Consider the following 19,301-nt stretch of genomic DNA (forward strand, 5'->3'; position numbering starts at 1 on the left):
TTTCTCGCCACTGCCGATAATCTAACTACCAACATTTGTCTGTAGACGAATAGCGCTTGTCAGCGCTACGTATTTGCGCTTAAGTCTGCATACTAATTAAGAATTTTCTTAGAAAGTCCAGGCGATACCAGGCAGCAATAGGCGAATAACAATGAATAATAACTCTGACGTCATGTACCGATTATTGGTTCAGAGCGTGGTGGACTATGCCATTTACATGCTCAAACCCGACGGCACCGTAGCGAATTGGAATGCCGGCGCGCAGCGCGCCAAAGGCTACACGCCGGATGAAATTGTCGGCAAAAATTTTGCCTTGTTTTATAGCGAAGACGACCGCAAAAACGGTGCGCCGCAGCGTGGGCTTTCGGTGGCGGCCACGGTGGGTCGCTTTGAAACCGAAGGTTGGCGCTATCGCAAAGATGGCAGCGCTTTTTGGGCGCATGTGGTGATCGATGCGATTCGTGATGACTTCGGCGAGCTGGTGGGTTTTGCCAAAGTGACCCGCGACTGCACCGAACAACAAGAGTTACAACGCAAGCAGCGTGAGCAGGAGCAGCGATTTCGAATGTTGGTGGAAGGTGTCAGTGATTACGCTATTTACATGCTGGATTTGGACGGCAAAGTCGAAAATTGGAACGTAGGCGCACAGCGCGCGAAAGGCTACGTCGCCGAAGAGATCGTGGGACAGCACTTCTCGCGCTTCTACAGCGCGCAAGATCGTAAAGATCATATCCCGGAAAAGAACCTCAGCACCGCTTTCAAAACCGGTCGTTTCGAGGACGAAGGCTACCGTTATCGCAAAGATGGCAGCGCGTTTTGGGCGCATGTGATCATTGATGCGATTCGTGATGATTCAGGCAAGTTGATTGGCTACGCCAAAATCACCCGCGATTGCACCGAGCAGCGCGAAGCACTGCGCAGACAGCGTGAACACGAAAAAACCTTCCGCTTGTTAGTGGAAGGCGTCACCGATTACGCCATCTATATGCTGGATTTGCAGGGCCGCGTAGTGAACTGGAATGCCGGTGCGCAGCGCGCCAAAGGTTACCTTTCGGAAGAAATCGTCGGTCAGCACTTTTCGGTGTTTTATGGCTCGGCTGAGCGTAACGCTCGCACGCCGGAATCCAACCTCGGCATCGCGCTGAAAACCGGTCGTTTCGAAGATGAAGGCTGGCGCTATCGCAAAGACGGCTCAGCGTTTTGGGCGCATGTGGTGATTGACGCGATCCACGACGAAGATGGCCGCATGCTCGGTTTTGCCAAGATCACCCGTGATGTCACCGAACGGCGTGAGAACGAGCAACAACTGCTGCGCGCACGGGATTTGGCGCAGGCGCAAAGTGCCAAGATGTCTGAGTTGTCGGGCTTCCTCGACACCATCATCAGCAACATTCCATCGTGCGTGATTGTCGAAGACGCGATCAGCCGCGAAATTTTGATGGTCAATGACAAAGCCGAGCAGCTGTTTGGCATCAGCAAAGCGTTGATCATGCATAAACGTCCGTACGAATGCATGACGGCGGAACAAGCAGATTACTTCAACAGCCTGGCGGATATCGCGCTGCGCAGTGAAGGTATTCACTCGCGCGAACAACTGCTATTGACGGCGTCCGGCGAGCGCATTCTGCATACCCGCGCCACCACTATCAGCGGCAAAGATATGCGTCAGAATTACGTGATGCTGATTGTCGAAGATGTTACCGATCAGCGTGAAGCCGATGCGCGCATTCGCCATATGGCACACCACGATAACCTCACCAGCTTGCCGAACCGCGTGCTGTTCCGCCAGAAACTGAGCGAAGCGCTGCGTGTGGATAATCAACACAACCAAATCAGCGCCACCTTGTGCCTCGATCTCGATAACTTCAAGAACGTGAACGATGCGCTGGGCCACCAGATTGGTGACGACCTGCTGCGCGTGGTGGCAAAACGCCTGCGCAGTGCGCTGCGCGATCCCGATACGCTGGCGCGTATTGGCGGCGATGAATTTGCCATTGTGTTGCCGAATATTCGCACCGCTGATGAAGCGGCAGTGGTGGCGCAACGCTTGATCGAAGCGATCCGCCCGCCGATTAATGTCGAAGGGCATAATCTGTCGGTGGGGTTGAGCGTCGGCATCGCGCTGACGTCGCAAGCCACCAACACGCCGGAACATATGCTGCGCTGCGCCGATATGGCGCTGTACGAAGCCAAACGCAATGGCCGCAATCGCTACGAACACTTCACGCTGGAGATGGACGATCTGGCGCGTAGCCGCCGCGTGATCGAGAACGATCTGCGTGATGCGATCACCGGACGTCAGCTGCGCCTTTATTACCAGCCGATCACCGATGAGAAAGGCATCATCGGTTATGAAGCGCTAATGCGTTGGCATCACCCGATCAAAGGGCTGATCATGCCGAATGATTTCATCCCAATTGCCGAAGAGACCGGCTTGATTCACATGCTCGGCGCGTATGCGCTGTATGAAGCTTGCCGCGAAGCACAAAGTTGGGGCACGGAACAATCGGTGTCGGTGAACTTGTCGCCGCTGCAATTCAAAAACAGCTCGCTGGTGTCGGTGGTGGAAGGTGCGCTGCGTGAATCGGGATTGGCGCCGCATCGGCTGGAAGTGGAGATCACTGAATCGGTGCTGCTGGACGATACGCTGGGCAACATCCGCACGCTGCAAAGCCTGAAAACGCTCGGCGTGCAGATCGCGCTGGATGATTTCGGCACCGGCTATTCATCGCTGAGTTATCTGCGCTCCTTCCCGTTCGACAAGATCAAAATCGACAAGTCGTTTATCAATGACATGGGCGACAGCCGCGAGGCGCTGGCAATTATCCGCGCAATTACCGGCATGAGCCGCAGCCTGGATATCCAGATCACCGCCGAAGGTGTGGAGAGCAACGAGCAGTTTACCAAGCTGCGTGAAGAGGGTTGTACGCTGTTCCAGGGCTACTACTTTGGCCGTCCGCAGCCGTCGGAATTGCGTTTGAAAGAGTTGGATTGAGATTACCGTTGTAAGGTCGCCATTTATGGTGACCACCCAAACAAAAAACGCCCGACATGTCGGGCGTTTTTTTATTTTGCGGTGACGGGCAGTTGCTTATGCGCCGTGGCCGTCAACCGACATGTGGCCGAGATCTTTATCCACCAGGAACAGACCTTCGCCTTTGCTGCCGACCATTGCCAGTTTATCCAGCACGGTTTTGAACAGCTTCTCTTCTTCATGCTGCTCTGCCACGTACCATTGCAGGAAGTTGAAGGTTGAGTAATCCTGCGTGGTCAGCGCGGTGTGCACCAGCTCGTTGATTTTCTTAGTGATCAGCTGCTCATGCTTCAGCGCTTCTTCCAGCACGTCATTCAGTGAATTCCAGCTAATCGCCGGCGCTGCAATGCTGCCCAGCACTGGCAAGGCACCAGCATCGCTGACGTAATCGAACAGCTTTTGCATGTGCTGCATCTCTTCGCGTGAGTGCATTTTCAGGAAGGAAGCGGCACCTTCGTAGCCTTTATCGCTGCACCATGCGCTCATCTGCAAATATAGGTTGGCGGAGAAGAATTCGAGGTTCAGTTGGTCGTTCAAACGAGAGGTCATTTCAGCAGTTAACATGGCTGAGTCCTTTTTAATTTATCAGGTGAAGTACGGCGAATTATGCATCAATCTATACTTTTTTGTGAAGGAGTTTCCGTAAAAAAGTTGAATTTATCTTATTGATTGTAAATGGAATTATTTCACAAGTTGAATGCGAAGAGTTCTCACTGTTGACTAATTTTCATTCACGCTGGATTGATTATAGCTTCACATCGGGCGATGCTGAGGCTTGCCTTTACTTTCCAGGAGCTTAGCGGTGTCGAACGTCTTAGAGCATTACCATTTTCTGCATGAAATCCCGGAGCTGGGTTTTCAGGAATTCAAAACCTCTGCTTATATTGCCGATCAGCTGGAACAAGCCGGTCTCAAGGTGACGCGCAACATCAATAACACCACCGGCATTGTGGCGGAGATTGATAGCGGCGTGCCAGGCCCGGTGCTGGCATTGCGAGCGGATATGGATGCGCTGGGGCACATTATCGACGGCGTGGCATGCGCGCGTCATACCTGCGGCCACGATGGGCATTCGTCGGTGGTGCTCACCGCCGCGCAAGAGCTGCTGAAAGAGGGTGCGATCAAAAAAGGTCGGCTGAAGTTGCTGTTCCAGCCAGCGGAAGAGCTCGGTGCCGGCGCGTTGGCGATGATCGAAGGCGGTGCGCTGGATGATGTCGAGATGATTCTCGGCTTCCATGTGCGTCCGCTGGAAGAGTGCCATGTCGGGCAAGCCACGCCAGCGGTGATTTATTCCGCCTGTAGCACGCTGGAAGCCACCATTAAAGGTGCTCCGGCGCACGCCGCACGTCCGCATTTGGGTGTTAACGCGCTGGATGCCGCGGTGCAAGCGGTGCAGGCAGTTAACGCCATCCACCTGCCGCCTGGATTAACGTGGAGCGTCAAAGCCACGCGTTTCCTGTGCGATGCCGGCGTCACCAACTCGGTGCCGGATGAGGCGCGCGTGGTATGGGATTTGCGCTCGCAGGAAAACGCGCCGATGGATGTGCTGAAAGAGAAGGTTACGTTGGCGATTCAGCACAGCGTGGCGGCGCTGGGTGCTACAGCGGAAGTGGTGGTGCTGAAAGAGATGCCCGCGGCGGAGATTCACGATGAAGCGACGGAAGTGATTCGTGCGGCGATTGTTGAGGTGCTGGGCGCGGACGGTTTGCTGGATACCAAAACCACGCCAGGCAGCGAAGACTTCTTCTATTACCCGGTCAAACGCCCGCAGGTGAAGGCCGGTTTCTGGGGTTTGGGCACCAATCTGGTGCCGGGTTTGCATCATCCCGAGATGCGCTTTGAGCTGAGTTCGCTGGAGATTGGTGTGAAGATCTTTAAAGCGGCGGCGGTAAAAGTTTTGGGATGAGGGACAGACGTTTGCGGGGATGCGCGCGGATTCCCCCGGTTCGCGAATTATTGTATGCTATGCCGCCTCAATCTTGCGCAACGATATATTCGCAGCGCGCCGCCCGCGTGTTGCCCTTGAAGAAGAATTCACTCAATGTCTAATGCTCCCTTTTTAGAAGAAGTGGCGCGCCGCCGTACCTTTGCGATTATCTCGCACCCGGACGCCGGTAAAACCACAATTACCGAAAAAGTGCTGCTGTTCGGACAGGCGATTCAAACCGCCGGTACCGTCAAAGGCCGCGGCTCCAACCAGCACGCCAAATCCGACTGGATGGAGATGGAGAAACAACGTGGTATCTCCATTACCACTTCGGTGATGCAGTTCCCGTATCGCGACAGCCTGGTGAACCTGCTGGATACGCCGGGACACGAAGACTTCTCCGAAGATACCTACCGTACGCTGACGGCGGTGGACTGCTGCTTGATGGTGATCGACGCCGCCAAAGGTGTTGAAGATCGCACACGTAAATTGATGGAAGTTACCCGTCTGCGTGATACGCCGATCATCACCTTCATGAACAAACTTGACCGTGACATCCGCGATCCGATGGAATTGCTGGATGAAGTGGAAAGCGAGCTGAAGATCGCCTGTGCGCCAATCACCTGGCCGATTGGCTGCGGCAAGTATTTCAAAGGGGTTTATCACCTCTATAACGACGAAACTTACCTGTATCAAACCGGTAAAGGTCATACCATTCAGGAAGTGCGCATCGTTAAAGGCCTGGCGAATCCAGAGTTGGATGCCGCCGTTGGCGAAGACCTGGCAAAACAGCTGCGTGATGAGCTGGAATTGGTGCAAGGTGCATCCCACGAATTCGACCATGAACTGTTCCTGAGCGGCGAAATCACGCCGGTATTCTTCGGTACTGCATTGGGTAACTTTGGCGTGGATCATATGCTCGATGGCCTGGTTGCCTGGGCGCCGACGCCAATGCCGCGCAACACCGACACGCGTCTGGTGGAAGCCAAAGAAGAGAAATTCAGCGGCTTCGTGTTTAAGATTCAGGCCAACATGGACCCGAAACACCGCGACCGCGTTGCCTTTATGCGCGTGGTATCCGGCAAGTACGAAAAAGGCATGAAACTGCGCCAGGTTCGTACCGGCAAAGACGTGGTGATTTCCGATGCGCTGACCTTTATGGCCGGCGACCGTTCGCACGTTGAAGAAGCCTATCCGGGCGACATCATCGGCCTGCATAACCACGGCACCATCCAGATTGGCGACACCTTTACCCAAGGTGAAAACATGAAGTTCACCGGTATTCCGAACTTCGCACCAGAACTGTTCCGTCGCATCCGTCTGCGCGATCCGCTCAAGCAGAAACAGCTGCTGAAAGGGCTGGTTCAGCTGTCGGAAGAGGGCGCGGTGCAGGTGTTCCGTCCGGTGCACAACAACGATCTAATCGTGGGCGCAGTCGGTGTGTTGCAGTTCGAAGTGGTGGTGGCGCGTCTGAAAAGCGAATACAACGTTGAAGCGATTTATGAAGCCATCAACGTCTCAACCGCACGTTGGGTTGAGTGCAAAGACGCGAAAAAATTCGACGACTTCCAGCGTAAAAACGAAGTTAACCTGGCGCTCGATGGCGGTGACAATCTCACCTACATCGCCCCAACCATGGTTAACCTCAATATCACGCAGGAACGCTATCCTGACGTGACATTCCGCAAGACGCGCGAGCACTAATTTCGCGCTTTCAATCGGGCCAATGGTTATCGTTGGCCCTGTTTTTCCCCGTTACAGACTCCTCCTAATTGCGCTGCGTTTATCGCTTTTTGGCGAGATATCAACCACAAGAGCCAGCAAAAGCTGTAATACCTACTACTATTATCCTGTCGGACGAGAAAAGAGACCTTTCAGGTTTCATTACGTCCATAGATTCAGTAACGCCGTTTGTTACTGGCATCCGCAGCTGCGGATGAGTTAACGGATAGAAGGATGATATCGATGAATAAGACTAAGATTGCCAAAACCCTGATCGCTGCCCTGGCGGGTACCGCACTGTTGAGCGGAGCCGCAATGGCAGATGAATCCATGTCGCAGAAAGCACAGCAAACCAGCGACAGCGCGGGTGCGAAAATCGATAGCTCAATGAAAAAAGTCGATGGTTTTATGGATGACAGCGGCATCACCGCCAAAGCCAAAGCGGCATTGGTCGATGATGAAGCCATTAAAAGTACCGATATCTCGGTCAAAACGCATCAAGGCGTGGTGACGCTGAGCGGTTTTGTGGCCTCGCAGGATCAGGCGGAAAAAGCCGTGGCGCTGGTGCAGAAAGTCGAAGGCGTGAAATCCGTTAGTGACAAACTGCACGTTAAAGACAGCAAAACCAGTTCGCTGAAGGGTTATGCCGGTGATACTGCCACCACCAGCGAAATTAAAGCTAAGCTTTTAGCAGATGACATTGTGCCGTCACGTAACGTGAAGGTGGAAACCACCGACGGCGTGGTGCAGTTATCGGGAGAAGTGGCGAACCAGGCACAGTCTGATCGTGCTGAGAAAATCGCCAAAGCCATTGAAGGCGTAAAAAGCGTGAAGAATGACCTGAAGGTGAAATCTTAACGCGAGAGTAATGGCACTATTACGGTGCCATTTCGGAATAAAAACAAAGGTGTAAATAAGCAGTTCGATTTTCACACTGGTAAAGGAGAGGCTTATGTTTCGTTGGGGTATTATTTTTCTGGTCATCGCTCTGATTGCTGCAGCATTAGGTTTCGGCGGTCTGGCGGGTACGGCAGCATGGGCAGCTAAACTTGTGTTCATTGTCGGTATTATTCTGTTCCTAGTGAGCCTGTTTACCGGGCGCAAAAAACTCTGACGCCTTGCGTATTCGACGCTAACCCGCGAGTCACCTAAAGCGGAGGCCAGTCATTTGCGGCATACTACGATGCCGCGCCGATTGCAGATGCAATGGGTCAGGGAATGACAATGACTGGTTCTCCGGGATGCCGCCTTTATCGGCTCCCTCAGAGCAGCAAACACTGAGGGACATCCATTGGGAACACGCATTCCATTGACGTTAGGTTCGATCGAACCGCTGGCATTAACCCCGTTCAAATCGAAAAAAATCGCCCTGGTATGCGAAGGCGGCGGTCAACGCGGCATCTTCACCGCAGGCGTGCTCGATGAGTTTCAACGCGCTGGATTCAATCCCTTTCAATTGCTGCTCGGCACTTCTGCTGGTGCCCAAAATCTTTCTGCCTTTGTCTGTGGCCAACCGGGCTACGCACGACGGGTGATTTCGCGTTACACCACCAGCAAACTGTTTTTCGACCCGTTGCGCTTCGTGCGTGGCGGCCATCTTATCGACCTCGATTGGCTGATTGATGTCACCAAACAAGAGTTTCCGCTGGCGCTCACCAGCGCGGAAGGGCTGTTCGCCAAAGGCAGCGAGTTTTATATGTGCGCCTGCCGCAGCGACGATTACCGCGCCGAGTATTTCAATCCCTCCAGCACCACCTGGCATGACATCATTAAAGCCTCGAGCGCGATTCCCGGCTTCTATCGCAGCGGCGTGGAGATTGATGGCGTGAGTTATCAGGATGGCGGCATCAGCGATGCGATTCCGGTGCGCGAAGCAGCACGGCGTGGCGCAGACACCATTGTGGTGATTCGCACCGTGCCGTCGCAGATGTCATATACGCCGAAGTGGTTCAAGCGCATGGAACGTTGGTTGGGCGACAGCGCCTTGCAGCCGATGATCAACATCCTGCATCAGCACGAAGAGAGCTATCGTGAGATTCAGCAGTTCATTGAGCAGCCGCCGGATAATCTGCGCATCATCGAAATCTATCCGCCCAAACCGCTGGCGAGCATGGCGCTCGGCAGCCGGTTGTCGTCGCTGAATCAGGATTACCATTTAGGCCGCCGCAGCGGGCGCTATTTCCTTGCCACGCTCGGCCAATGGTTGAGCGATGCTGAACCGCTGCTGCGCCATACCACGGTTACGCCGCCCGCTGCGGTGGCGAATGCGCCGGATAATCGCGCGCTGATTACGCCGTCGCTGGCGGAAAACGATGCCGATTACGATAAAGGCTCGCTGGCATGAGATTCATCGACACGCATTGTCACTTTGATTTCCCGCCGTTTATCGATGACGCAGCCGCCAGCATCGCGCGTGCGGCGCAGGCGGGTGTGGAGCGAATCATTGTGCCAAGCGTTGATGCCAGCCGTTTTGCTTTGGTTAGTCAGTTGGCGCAGCAACATGATGCGTTATACGCCGCGTTAGGTTTGCATCCGATCAACATCGCGCAGCATCAGGATGCGCACCTTGATGAACTCGAAGACTGGTTAAGAACGCCGGATCGCAAACGTGTGGCGATCGGTGAGATCGGTCTCGATCTGTATATGGACGATGCGCAGTTTGATAAGCAAACGCGCCTGCTGGATGCGCAACTCAAGCTGGCGAAGCGCTACGATCTGCCGGTGATCCTGCACTCGCGGCGTACGCACGATCAACTCGCGCTGCATTTACGTCGTCACGATTTACCGCGCCGTGGCGTGGTACACGGTTTTGCGGGCAGCCAGCAGCAAGCGGAGCGTTTTATCCAGCTTGGCTATGCGATTGGCGTCGGCGGCACCATCACCTATGAACGCGCCAGTAAAACCCGCAATACCATTGCCCAGTTGCCGCTCTCATCGTTGTTACTGGAAACCGACGCGCCGGATATGCCGCTGCAAGGTTTTCAGGGCCAACCGAATCGCCCCGAACGTGCTCGCAACACCTTTGAGGTGTTGTGCCAGCTACGCAGCGAAGCGCCCGCAGAGATTGCCGCTGCGCTGTGGCACAACAGCCAACGTCTTTTTGCTTTGCCATCCTAAACCTTATCCCGACAGATTCTGGATTTAGCGCCACGCTGAAGCTGATTGACTATGCTTATCGAGCTTCCAGTACACTTTTGCAGCCTTTTTTGTGATAATAATAACAACGACTGAGCGGCGATGCTTAGGCGCTACTTGCGGTTATTTGTGAGATAAATCACTAAATAATTGTATGTATATGACAGGTTTTCTTTTTCTGTGTGACATGAAACGCAAATCATCGCCACGGTAATTGTTAGAATTATCACATTCTCCGGCGGGTTGTGCCTGCCGGTCTGACTTTTGGAGAGCATCATGACCGACCTTAAAGCAGCAGCACAGCGCGCATTGCAACTGATGGATTTGACCACCCTCAACGAAGACGACACCGACGAGAAGGTGATTGCGCTATGCCGTCAGGCAAAATCCCCGGCAGGCAACACGGCGGCGATCTGCATCTATCCACGCTTCATTCCTGCGGCACGTAAAGCGCTGCGCGAACAAGGCACGCCAGAAATTCAAATTGCTACCGTCACCAACTTCCCGCACGGCAACGATGATGTTGAAATCGCGCTGGCGGAAACACGCGCCGCCATTGCTTACGGTGCCGATGAAGTGGATGTGGTGTTCCCGTATCGTGCGCTGATTGCAGGTAATCGTGAAATTGGTTTTGAGCTGGTGAAAGCCTGTAAACAAGCCTGCGCTGAGTCTAACGTGTTGCTGAAAGTGATTATCGAAAGCGGTGAGCTGAAAGACGAAGCGCTGATTCGCGCCGCTTCTGAAATCGCCATCGATGCCGGTGCTGATTTCATCAAAACCTCAACCGGTAAAGTGCCGGTCAACGCCACGCCAGAAGTGGCGGCGATCATGATGCAAGTGATTCGTGACAAAGGCGTGCAGCAGCAAGTTGGTTTCAAACCGGCGGGCGGCGTGCGCACCGCAGAAGACGCGGCGCTGTATCTGCAACTGGCTGACGATATTCTCGGCCAAGGCTGGGCAGATGCGCGCCACTTCCGTTTCGGCGCATCGAGCCTGCTGGCAAGCCTGCTGAATACGCTGGGCCACGCAACTGCGACCAGCAAAGCCGGTTACTAAGTTCACTCCATTCTTCGTCGGGTCGCCATTTATGGTGACCTCTTTTTATTCCGGGGAGGCCATTGTGTTCCTGCCACAAGAAATTATTCGTAAAAAACGCGACGGCCACGCACTGAGCGAAGCGGAAATCCGTTTCTTCATCAACGGTGTGCGCGACAACAGCGTTTCAGAAGGGCAAATTGCCGCACTGGCGATGACCATCTACTTTCACGACATGTCGCTTGAAGAGCGCGTGGCGTTGACCATGGCAATGCGCGATTCCGGCACGGTGCTGAACTGGAAATCCCTCAACCTCAACGGCCCAATTGTTGATAAACATTCGACCGGCGGCGTGGGCGATGTCACCTCGCTGATGCTCGGCCCAATGGTGGCGGCGTGCGGTGGCTATGTGCCGATGATCTCCGGTCGCGGCTTGGGTCATACTGGCGGCACGCTGGATAAACTCGAAGCGATTCCGGGCTTCGACATCTTTCCAAGCGACGATCGCTTCCGCCAAATCATTAAAGACGTTGGCATCGCGATTATTGGGCAAACCAACTCGCTGGCACCGGCTGACAAGCGTTTCTACGCCACGCGCGATATCACCGCCACCGTCGATTCTATTCCGTTGATCACTGCGTCGATCCTCGCCAAGAAACTGGCGGAAGGATTGGATGCTTTAGTGATGGACGTCAAAGTCGGTTCTGGCGCTTTCATGCCAACCTTCGAGGCTTCAGAAAATCTGGCGCAGGCAATTGTCGGCGTTGCCAACGGCGCGGGTTGCAAAACTACCGCGCTGCTCACCGACATGAACCAGGTGCTGGCATCGACTGCCGGTAATGCGCTGGAAGTGCGCGAGGCGGTACAATTCCTCACCGGCGAAGCGCGTAATCCACGTCTGCTGGAAGTGACGATGGCGCTGTGCTCGGAAATGCTGATCTCTGGCAAACTGGCCGCGAACGACGCCGACGCGCGGCAGAAATTGCAGCAAGTATTGGATAACGGTAAAGCGGCAGAAGTGTTTGCCCGCATGGTGGCGGCGCAAAATGGCCCGGTGGATTTCATTGAGCGCATGGACAGCTATTTGCCGGCGCCGATGTTGAGCAAAGCGGTGTACGCCGATCGCGCAGGTATCGTCAGCGCGATGGATACCCGTGCGCTGGGCATGGCGGTGGTATCGCTTGGCGGTGGCCGCCAGCGTGCCAGCGACAGCATCGATTACAGCGTGGGTTTGAGCGACATGATCACGCTCGGCACGCCCGTTGATGCGCAGCGTCCGCTGGCAGTGATCCACGCTGCCACCGAAAAACAGTGGCAGCAAGCGGCGGCGGCAGTGAAATCCGCCATCACCTTAAGTGATAAAGCGTCGGAGATTACGCCAGTGGTTTATCGCCGTGTGACGGAATAACAGCGCTTGTTGGTGCCAGGCAGCGGCCATTCGGGTATACTGATCTGATCGCTTTTTTTTGACTTGTCATCGCGCATTGCGCAGGAGACTTGCATGAAACGTGCTTTTATTATGGTTCTCGACTCCTTCGGGATCGGTTCCAGCAAAGACGCCGATAAATTCGGTGATGAAGGATCGGACACGCTCGGGCATATCGCCGAAGCGTGCTTCGAAGGCCGCGCCAATGAAGGTCGTGAAGGCCCGCTGCACTTACCTAATCTGACCAAATTGGGACTCGGCAAAGCGGCTGAACTCTCGACCGGACGTTTCCCAAAAGGCCTCGACGCCAACGCGGAAATCATCGGCGCGTATGCCTATGCCAGCGAAATGTCGTCGGGCAAAGATACGCCGTCAGGTCACTGGGAAATCGCTGGCGTGCCAGTGCTGTTTGATTGGGGCTACTTCAGCGACAAGCAAAACAGCTTCCCGCAGGAACTGCTGGATATTCTGGTGAAACGTGCCGATCTGCCGGGCTATCTCGGTAACTGCCACTCATCCGGTACCGTGATTCTTGATGAGCTGGGTGAAGAGCATATGAAATCCGGCAAGCCGATTTTCTACACTTCGGCGGATTCCGTGTTCCAGATTGCCTGCCACGAAGAGACCTTTGGCCTTGATCGCTTATATGCACTGTGTGAAATCGCCCGCGAAGAGCTGACCAATGGCGGCTACAACATTGGCCGTGTGATTGCGCGTCCGTTTGTTGGCGACAAACCCGGTCACTTCGAGCGTACCGGCAACCGCCACGATCTGGCCGTAGAACCGCCAGCGCCGACCATGTTGAAAAAACTGGTGGACGAGAAGGGCGGCGAAGTGATTTCGGTAGGTAAAATCGCTGATATCTACGCTGAGCAAGGCATCACGCAGAAGGTCAAAGCCACCGGTTTAGACGCGCTGTTCAACGCCACAATTGAGCAGATGAAGAAAGCGCCGGACAACTCGATTGTGTTCACTAACTTCGTTGATTTCGACTCGACGTGGGGACATCGTCGTGATATCGCCGGTTATGCGGGCGGATTGGAGTTCTTTGATCGTCGTTTGCCAGAGCTGATGGAGTTGGTGAAAGAGGGCGATATTCTGATCCTCACCGCCGATCACGGCTGCGATCCAAGCTGGCCGGGCACCGAACACACGCGCGAGCACATTCCGATTCTGATCTACGGCCCAAATGTGAAGCCGGGATCGCTGGGCTATCGCGATACTTTCGCTGATATCGGCCAGACCATCGCCAACTATTTCGGCCTGTCCAGCATGGACTACGGTCAGAGCATGCTGTAAAACAGCGCCCCCCAATTTTATAAGGAAAATAATCATGGCAACGCCTCATATTAATGCAGAAATGGGTGATTTCGCAGACGTGGTATTGATGCCGGGCGATCCGCTGCGCGCTAAGCACATTGCTGAAACCTTCCTTGAAAATGCCGTGGAAGTGAACAACGTGCGCGGCATGTTGGGTTACACCGGCACTTATAAAGGCCGCAAGATCTCGGTAATGGGTCACGGCATGGGCATTCCTTCTTGCTCGATCTACACCAAAGAGCTGATCACCGATTTCGGCGTGAAGAAGATCATCCGCGTGGGTTCATGCGGCGCGGTGCGCCCAGACGTGAAGCTGCGTGACGTGGTGATCGGCATGGGCGCATGTACCGATTCCAAAGTGAACCGCATGCGTTTCAAAGATCACGATTTCGCCGCGATTGCTGACTTCGATATGGTGCGTCATGCCGTCGATGCCGCGAAAGCGCTGGGCGTCGATGCACGCGTCGGTAACCTGTTCTCGGCGGAGCTGTTTTACACGCCAGATCCGCAGATGTTCGACGTGATGGAGAAGTACGGCATCCTGGGCGTGGAAATGGAAGCCGCCGGTATTTACGGTGTGGCGGCAGAGTTTGGTGCTAAAGCGCTGACCATCTGCACCGTGTCGGATCATATCCGTACTCACGAGCAAACCACCGCCGCTGAGCGTCAGACCACCTTCAACGATATGATTAAGATCGCGCTGGAGTCGGTGCTGTTGGGGGATTAATTTCCGCCTAATTCCCAGGTCACCATAAATGGCGACCCTACAAACATTTGCCACTGTAGGGTCGCCATTTATGGTGACCTGGATTCCTTCCCGTAAACATCTGACACACTTTTACCCAAGCTTGTGCATCTTCGTGCTGGCTCTAAAACAATCTCTGCTTATCATTAGCGTGATAACAAAGAGACTAAGCCCACCTGATGAATTTCCGTAATTTCGAAGCAGAAGAAAAGCTGTTTGCCCGCCGTGCGATTGTTGCCTTTGCCCTGGTTGTCATCTGCTTTACCATTCTTGGCGTCAATCTGTATCGCTTGCAGGTCGATCAGCACAGCTATTACCAAACGCGATCCAACGAAAACGACATCAAAATGATCCCCATCGCGCCGACGCGTGGCTTGATCTTTGATCGCAACGGTATTCCGCTGGTGCGCAACGTCAGTTGGTACGACATCCACATCACGCCGTACAAAATCGACAACATGCAGGAAACGCTGAAAGAGCTGACACCGATTGTCGATTTAACCCCAGAAGAGATCGATACCTTCGAGCACGATCTCAAGCAAAACAGCCGTTATAAGCCAGTGGAACTGAAAGCGGAACTGACTGACGAAGAAGTGGCGCGCTTCGCCGTCAATCAATTCCGCTTTACCGGCGTCACCGTCGATACCTATCAGGATCGCGAATATCCGTACGGAGCTGACCTGGCGCACGTGCTCGGTTATGTGTCGAAAATCAACGATAACGACTTCAAACGCCTGAACGCCGAAGGCGTCGGCGAGAACTACGCCGCCGATCACAACATCGGTAAGCAGGGCATTGAAGGCTATTACGAATCGCTGCTGCACGGCAAAACCGGCTACCAGGAAGTGGAAGTGGATAACCACGGTCGCATCGTGCGCGTGCTGAAAGAAGTGCCGCCGGTCGCCGGACAAAACATCACGCTGACGCTGGATCTGCATTTACAGCAATACGTTGAAAGCCAACTCGCCGGGCAGCGAGCGGCGGCGTTGATTGAAGATCCGCACGATGGCAGCGTGCTAGCGATGGTTTCCGCACCCAGCTACGATCCCAATCCGTTCGTTAAAGGCATCAGCTACAAAGCCTACAAAACGCTGTTGCAGGATAAAGATCTGCCGCTGATCAACCGCGTTACGCAAGGCTTGTATCCGCCTGCGTCTACGGTCAAACCGTATATGGCGATGTCGGCGCTATTGACCAAAGTGATCACCCCAAGTTTCACCCTGTTCGGCGCGCCGACCTGGACGCTGCCGGGCACCGATCGTAAATATCGCGACTGGAAAAAAACCGGCCACGGCATGCTCGACGTCACCAAAGCTATCGAAGAATCCGCCGACAGCTTCTTTTATCAGGTGGCGTTCATGATGGGCATCGACCGCATTCACACCATGCTAAGCCAGTTTGGCTACGGCAAATCCACCGGTATCGATTTGAATGAGGAGTACGCCGGATTACTGCCAAGCCGTGAATGGAAGCAAAAAGTGCATAAAAAGGTGTGGTATCAGGGCGATACGGTTTCGGTCGGCATTGGACAAGGTTATTGGGTGGCAACGCCGATTCAGATGGTGAAAGCGCTGGTGGCATTGATTAACAATGGTCGGGTGATCAATCCGCATCTGCTGGAGAAATCGCAGCGCGGCACCACGGTGGTGCCGTATCAGGCCAAATTACCGCAACCGCAGATTGGCGATGCCAAATCACCGTATTGGTCGCTGGTGCGTCACGCGATGTTTGGTATGGCGAATGCGCCAAACGGTACCGGCTACAAATATTTCCACACCGCGCCGTACGGCATTGCGGCGAAATCAGGCACATCGCAGGTGTTCAGCCTGAAGCAAAACCAGATCTACAACGCCAAAATGACGCCAATGCGCCTGCGCGATCACATCTTCTACACCGCATTTGCGCCGTTTAACGATCCGAAAGTGGCGGTGGCGCTGATTCTGGAGAACGGTGGTAATGAAGGTGTCACCGCCGCGCCGCTGATGCGTAATATCCTCGACCACATCTTTGTGCCGCCGCCCGCCGAGCCGCCAATGGCGACCGCGGCGCAATAATGTTTAGCGGAAGAACACGCGGTTGCGGCCGTGATTTTTCGCGTCATACAGCGCGACATCGGCATTGTTATACAGCGTTTCGAAATCCGAGCCGGGTTTGCCGTAGCTAACGCCGAGGCTGGCGGTGACCAGTTGGCCCGGCAGCACGGCGAGCGGTGAAGCATTGAGTGAGGCGTGAATCGCGCCCGCCACAATCACCGCATCCGATAAACGATAATGCGGCAGCAGCACGGTAAACTCTTCGCCACCAATTCTGCCGATGCTGGCATCTTCCGGGCAGTGCGCCTGAATACGCGACACCAAGCCACAAATCACTTTGTCGCCCATCGGATGACCAAACTCATCGTTGATGCGCTTGAAGTGGTCGATATCCAGAATGATCAACGCCGCCGCGCCATTGCTCAGCGTTTGCGTGATGCGCTGAATAATCGCGCCGCGATTCCATACCGCCGTCAGCGGATCGTGACTGGCTTTGTATTCCAACTCTTGCGCCAACTGATGCAACTGCTCGTTGACGCGATTAAGTTCCCGCTCGGCGCGGTCGCTGCGCGAGATCATGCGGTAAGTTTCACGCATCAAGCGCTGATAATGGCGATTGACCATCAGCAACGCATCGCGATAATCCTCGGCGCTGAGCGAGGTTTGAGCCGCCACATCCTGTGAACGATTGAGTACGTCGCTCTCTTCGCGGAACAGCTCGTTGAGATCCATCACGAAGCCATTTCCGCCTGCAACTTCACCTGCAAATCGGTGAAGTCCAGCGCCAGTTCCTGACCGAACTCTTCAGAGACATCATCTTCTTCATCAAAGAACCAATTCAGTTCAACTTGATGACCATGCTGCGCACGCTGGTTAAACAGATCGAACAGGCTAAACAGCATCTTGGTGCTGGAGCTGTTGAAGTAGCGCAGGGCGATATCTACGGCGATCGGGCCAGTGGCCGCCGGTTGCCAGTTTTCTAATGCATCCAGCAACGGGCGATAAAACGCCGCCGCGTTTTCCGGCCAGGATTCCCCGCGCAGCGAAAAGTGTGCGGTTTCAAAATCGAAATTAACGTCGGGCGTGCTCTCTGTGGCAGCAATAACAAGGTTTTGCATAAGTACATCAATCCTGGTGAATGGTGGCTTTGAGCCAAAACGTGGCGTAGCCGTTGGCAGCCAACGGACGCAGTTCATACTCCAGCGGTTCGCTGACGTCACGCGCCAGCGTTAATAATCCAATATTGGCCCCTTTGCTGGTGGCGGGGCTCTCGGTGCGCAGGCCAACGCGGTAAGCCTGCTTAATCTCTTCATTACTCATGGTGCGCAGCAAATCGAGCCAATAACGCAACTGCTCGCAGGCGACTTCATCCACCTGATTGCTGCTTTCCAACACGTAGTTATCGCCTTCAACATGCAGCGTCACAGTGCCGAAACGGAAATCCTGCTCGGCGTGGCTGGTGCTGCGGCTGTCCTGCGAGTAGCGCAAAATGTTCTGAACGATTTCAACAAAGCTGGAGAACAAGCGGCGGCGCACTTTAACTGGCGCCTGCTGGTTCTCCAAAAAGACTTTAATCACTTCGCCCATCGCGGTGATGTTCTGTGGCGAAAAAAGGCCGGTGTAATGCAGCGCCACGCTTTCCGGCGGGACGCGGCTGACGCTTGAACCTGAGTTCATAACACGCACTCTAATAACGGAAGCCAAACCAGGTGACGTCATCGCGTCGCGGCTGGTTGCCTTGCCAACGAAGAAATTCCTGCTCAAATGCTGCGGAAAGTGCCGGCATCGACAGAGTTTGATAGTGATTAACCAGCGACTGAATGCGCTTTTTGCCAAACATAATCTGGCGTTCGCCGCCAGGCTGATCGGTCACGCCGTCGGTCATCACTAGCAGCATGTCGCCTGCATTGAGCGTGCGTTGCTGCTGTGGCCAGACGTAATCATGCGGCGTGTCGGTATAGCCCACGCCAACGCGATCGGCTTTCAGTGATTCCGCTTCACCGTTAGCCGCATGCAGTAAGGCATGCATGCGCGCGCTCGACCAATAAAGCTGATGATTCTCGCTATCCAGACGCAGCGCGATGGCATCGCAGCCGTCATTCGACAGCGAGGTTTGCTGCGAGGCATTCAATTGCCCCAACGTTTGTTTGATATGACGATTAAGCGATTGCAGCACATCGGAAGGTTCACGGCGGTTTTGCTGCAAGGCATTTTCCAATGCCGATTGCAGGATCACCGTCATAAACGCGCCGGGAATGCCGTGGCCAGTGCAGTCGGCAATCAATGCCAGCCAGCCGTGTTCATCCTGATGGAAGGCGTAATAGTCGCCGCCAACGCCGTCGCGCGGCTGCCAGTGCAGACACCAATCGGTGAGCTGCTGCGCCATCTGTTGCGTGGATCGATCAAGCATCGCGTCCTGAATAACGCGGGCGTAATCAATGCTCTGCAAAATTTGTTGATGTTGCTGATGCTGCAAATCCGACACGGTGCGGATCAGGTCGATACCCAAACCAATGCCGATATAGCGGCCTTGATCGGTGAGGATAAAACCGTCGGTGACCGACTTATCACCGCTTGCCACCACTTGCTGCGCCACGCGATCGAGCTCAGTTTCGGCTTCGATCACCAGCGGCTCTTTATCCATAAAGGCGATGCAGCTTTTACGGTCGTAAAGTTCGCGGAAAAACGGGCGCGACATCTGTGACAGGAAAATATGGCGGTTGATCATGCCGAACGGCGTACCGTTTTCCACTACCGGCAAACCAATCAGATCTTTGTGTTCAGTAAACAACGCCATCACCGCAGTGTTGTCCATGGCTGGACTGACAAAAGGCACCGCAATGCACAGCGATCGCGCGCGGGAACGACTCGATAGCGAGGCAAGGCCTGCGCGTAAATCAGGCAGTTGCATAGGGAATTCTGGC

Annotated in this window: 17 protein-coding genes; 12 read left to right on the forward strand and 5 right to left on the reverse strand. The window is 54.5% G+C overall.

Going from position 1 to position 19,301, the window contains the following annotated elements; all coding sequences use genetic code 11:
- Positions 1–151: 151 nt before the first annotated feature.
- Positions 152–2,995: an EAL domain-containing protein gene (locus tag ACPUC7_RS05690; RefSeq protein WP_494922086.1), complete on the forward strand. Its 2,844-nt coding sequence runs from the start codon at positions 152–154 to the stop codon at positions 2,993–2,995.
- A 96-nt stretch (positions 2,996–3,091) separates the two neighbouring features.
- Here ACPUC7_RS05690 and ftnA read toward each other — a convergent pair whose 3' ends face one another.
- Entirely contained in the window at positions 3,092–3,598 is a 507-nt protein-coding gene (ftnA, locus tag ACPUC7_RS05695; RefSeq protein WP_494922087.1) for a non-heme ferritin, read from the reverse strand.
- 238 nt (positions 3,599–3,836) lie between these two features.
- Here ftnA and ACPUC7_RS05700 point away from each other — a divergent pair, with 238 nt between their 5' ends.
- The 11 genes from ACPUC7_RS05700 (at position 3,837) to mrdA (ending at position 16,398) form a co-directional block, all read left to right on the forward strand.
- Positions 3,837–4,940 carry a M20 peptidase aminoacylase family protein gene (locus ACPUC7_RS05700; RefSeq protein WP_494922088.1) on the forward strand — a complete coding sequence of 368 codons (1,104 nt, stop codon included), beginning with the start codon at positions 3,837–3,839 and terminating at the stop codon, positions 4,938–4,940.
- A gap of 135 nt (positions 4,941–5,075) precedes the next feature.
- On the forward strand, positions 5,076–6,665 hold the full coding sequence (prfC, locus tag ACPUC7_RS05705) for a peptide chain release factor 3 (RefSeq protein WP_494922089.1): 1,590 nt from the start codon (positions 5,076–5,078) through the stop codon (positions 6,663–6,665).
- Positions 6,666–6,926: 261 nt separating this feature from the next.
- Entirely contained in the window at positions 6,927–7,541 is a 615-nt protein-coding gene (gene osmY / locus ACPUC7_RS05710; protein ID WP_343550815.1) for a molecular chaperone OsmY, read from the forward strand.
- Between the two features lie 94 nt (positions 7,542–7,635).
- On the forward strand, positions 7,636–7,797 hold the full coding sequence (locus ACPUC7_RS05715) for a DUF1328 domain-containing protein (protein ID WP_343550816.1): 162 nt from the start codon (positions 7,636–7,638) through the stop codon (positions 7,795–7,797).
- A gap of 177 nt (positions 7,798–7,974) precedes the next feature.
- The gene (locus ACPUC7_RS05720) at positions 7,975–9,027 is read left to right on the forward strand and encodes a patatin-like phospholipase family protein (protein WP_494922090.1); all 1,053 of its coding nucleotides are present in this window, start codon (positions 7,975–7,977) and stop codon (positions 9,025–9,027) included.
- Positions 9,024–9,800, forward strand: coding sequence for a TatD family hydrolase (locus ACPUC7_RS05725; RefSeq protein ID WP_494922091.1), 777 nt, complete (start codon positions 9,024–9,026; stop codon positions 9,798–9,800). Before ACPUC7_RS05720 ends, ACPUC7_RS05725 begins: the two co-directional genes overlap by 4 nt.
- Positions 9,801–10,094: 294 nt before the next feature.
- Entirely contained in the window at positions 10,095–10,874 is a 780-nt protein-coding gene (gene deoC / locus ACPUC7_RS05730) for a deoxyribose-phosphate aldolase (protein ID WP_494922092.1), read from the forward strand.
- 64 nt (positions 10,875–10,938) lie between these two features.
- Positions 10,939–12,261 (forward strand): thymidine phosphorylase, encoded by a 1,323-nt coding sequence (deoA, locus tag ACPUC7_RS05735; RefSeq protein WP_494922093.1) that lies wholly within the window; start codon positions 10,939–10,941, stop codon positions 12,259–12,261.
- A 93-nt stretch (positions 12,262–12,354) separates the two neighbouring features.
- A complete protein-coding gene (deoB, locus tag ACPUC7_RS05740) occupies positions 12,355–13,578 on the forward strand; it encodes a phosphopentomutase (RefSeq protein ID WP_494922094.1) in 1,224 nt (407 codons plus the stop codon).
- A 34-nt stretch (positions 13,579–13,612) separates the two neighbouring features.
- On the forward strand, positions 13,613–14,326 hold the full coding sequence (gene deoD, locus ACPUC7_RS05745; protein ID WP_343550822.1) for a purine-nucleoside phosphorylase: 714 nt from the start codon (positions 13,613–13,615) through the stop codon (positions 14,324–14,326).
- 197 nt (positions 14,327–14,523) lie between these two features.
- The gene (mrdA, locus tag ACPUC7_RS05750; RefSeq protein WP_494922095.1) at positions 14,524–16,398 is read left to right on the forward strand and encodes a penicillin-binding protein 2; all 1,875 of its coding nucleotides are present in this window, start codon (positions 14,524–14,526) and stop codon (positions 16,396–16,398) included.
- 3 nt (positions 16,399–16,401) lie between these two features.
- Here mrdA and ACPUC7_RS05755 read toward each other — a convergent pair whose 3' ends face one another.
- The 4 genes from ACPUC7_RS05755 to ACPUC7_RS05770 are packed head-to-tail and all read right to left on the reverse strand — an operon-like array spanning position 16,402 to position 19,288.
- Positions 16,402–17,109, reverse strand: a complete 708-nt coding sequence (locus ACPUC7_RS05755; protein WP_494922381.1) for a GGDEF domain-containing protein — start codon at positions 17,107–17,109, stop codon at positions 16,402–16,404.
- Positions 17,109–17,495 carry a DUF1987 domain-containing protein gene (locus ACPUC7_RS05760; protein ID WP_343550824.1) on the reverse strand — a complete coding sequence of 129 codons (387 nt, stop codon included), beginning with the start codon at positions 17,493–17,495 and terminating at the stop codon, positions 17,109–17,111. The genes ACPUC7_RS05755 and ACPUC7_RS05760 overlap by 1 nt, the downstream gene beginning before the upstream one ends.
- Positions 17,496–17,502: 7 nt before the next feature.
- Positions 17,503–18,054: a SiaB family protein kinase gene (locus ACPUC7_RS05765; RefSeq protein ID WP_343550825.1), complete on the reverse strand. Its 552-nt coding sequence runs from the start codon at positions 18,052–18,054 to the stop codon at positions 17,503–17,505.
- A gap of 10 nt (positions 18,055–18,064) precedes the next feature.
- A complete protein-coding gene (locus ACPUC7_RS05770) occupies positions 18,065–19,288 on the reverse strand; it encodes a SpoIIE family protein phosphatase (protein ID WP_494922096.1) in 1,224 nt (407 codons plus the stop codon).
- Positions 19,289–19,301: the final 13 nt, after the last annotated feature.

The sequence above is a fragment of the Pantoea sp. CFCC18179 genome (assembly GCF_059412405.1).

Excerpts from the sequence above, each read along its gene's own strand:
- ACPUC7_RS05690 (WP_494922086.1), top strand. The coding sequence starts at position 152 with ATGAATAATAACTCTGACGTCATGTACCGATTATTGGTTCAGAGCGTG.
- ftnA (WP_494922087.1), bottom strand. The coding sequence starts at position 3,598 with ATGTTAACTGCTGAAATGACCTCTCGTTTGAACGACCAACTGAACCTC.
- prfC (WP_494922089.1), top strand. The coding sequence starts at position 5,076 with ATGTCTAATGCTCCCTTTTTAGAAGAAGTGGCGCGCCGCCGTACCTTT.
- osmY (WP_343550815.1), top strand. The coding sequence starts at position 6,927 with ATGAATAAGACTAAGATTGCCAAAACCCTGATCGCTGCCCTGGCGGGT.
- ACPUC7_RS05715 (WP_343550816.1), top strand. The coding sequence starts at position 7,636 with ATGTTTCGTTGGGGTATTATTTTTCTGGTCATCGCTCTGATTGCTGCA.
- ACPUC7_RS05725 (WP_494922091.1), top strand. The coding sequence starts at position 9,024 with ATGAGATTCATCGACACGCATTGTCACTTTGATTTCCCGCCGTTTATC.
- deoC (WP_494922092.1), top strand. The coding sequence starts at position 10,095 with ATGACCGACCTTAAAGCAGCAGCACAGCGCGCATTGCAACTGATGGAT.
- deoB (WP_494922094.1), top strand. The coding sequence starts at position 12,355 with ATGAAACGTGCTTTTATTATGGTTCTCGACTCCTTCGGGATCGGTTCC.
- deoD (WP_343550822.1), top strand. The coding sequence starts at position 13,613 with ATGGCAACGCCTCATATTAATGCAGAAATGGGTGATTTCGCAGACGTG.
- mrdA (WP_494922095.1), top strand. The coding sequence starts at position 14,524 with ATGAATTTCCGTAATTTCGAAGCAGAAGAAAAGCTGTTTGCCCGCCGT.
- ACPUC7_RS05755 (WP_494922381.1), bottom strand. The coding sequence starts at position 17,109 with ATGGATCTCAACGAGCTGTTCCGCGAAGAGAGCGACGTACTCAATCGT.
- ACPUC7_RS05760 (WP_343550824.1), bottom strand. The coding sequence starts at position 17,495 with ATGCAAAACCTTGTTATTGCTGCCACAGAGAGCACGCCCGACGTTAAT.
- ACPUC7_RS05765 (WP_343550825.1), bottom strand. The coding sequence starts at position 18,054 with ATGAACTCAGGTTCAAGCGTCAGCCGCGTCCCGCCGGAAAGCGTGGCG.
- ACPUC7_RS05770 (WP_494922096.1), bottom strand. The coding sequence starts at position 19,288 with ATGCAACTGCCTGATTTACGCGCAGGCCTTGCCTCGCTATCGAGTCGT.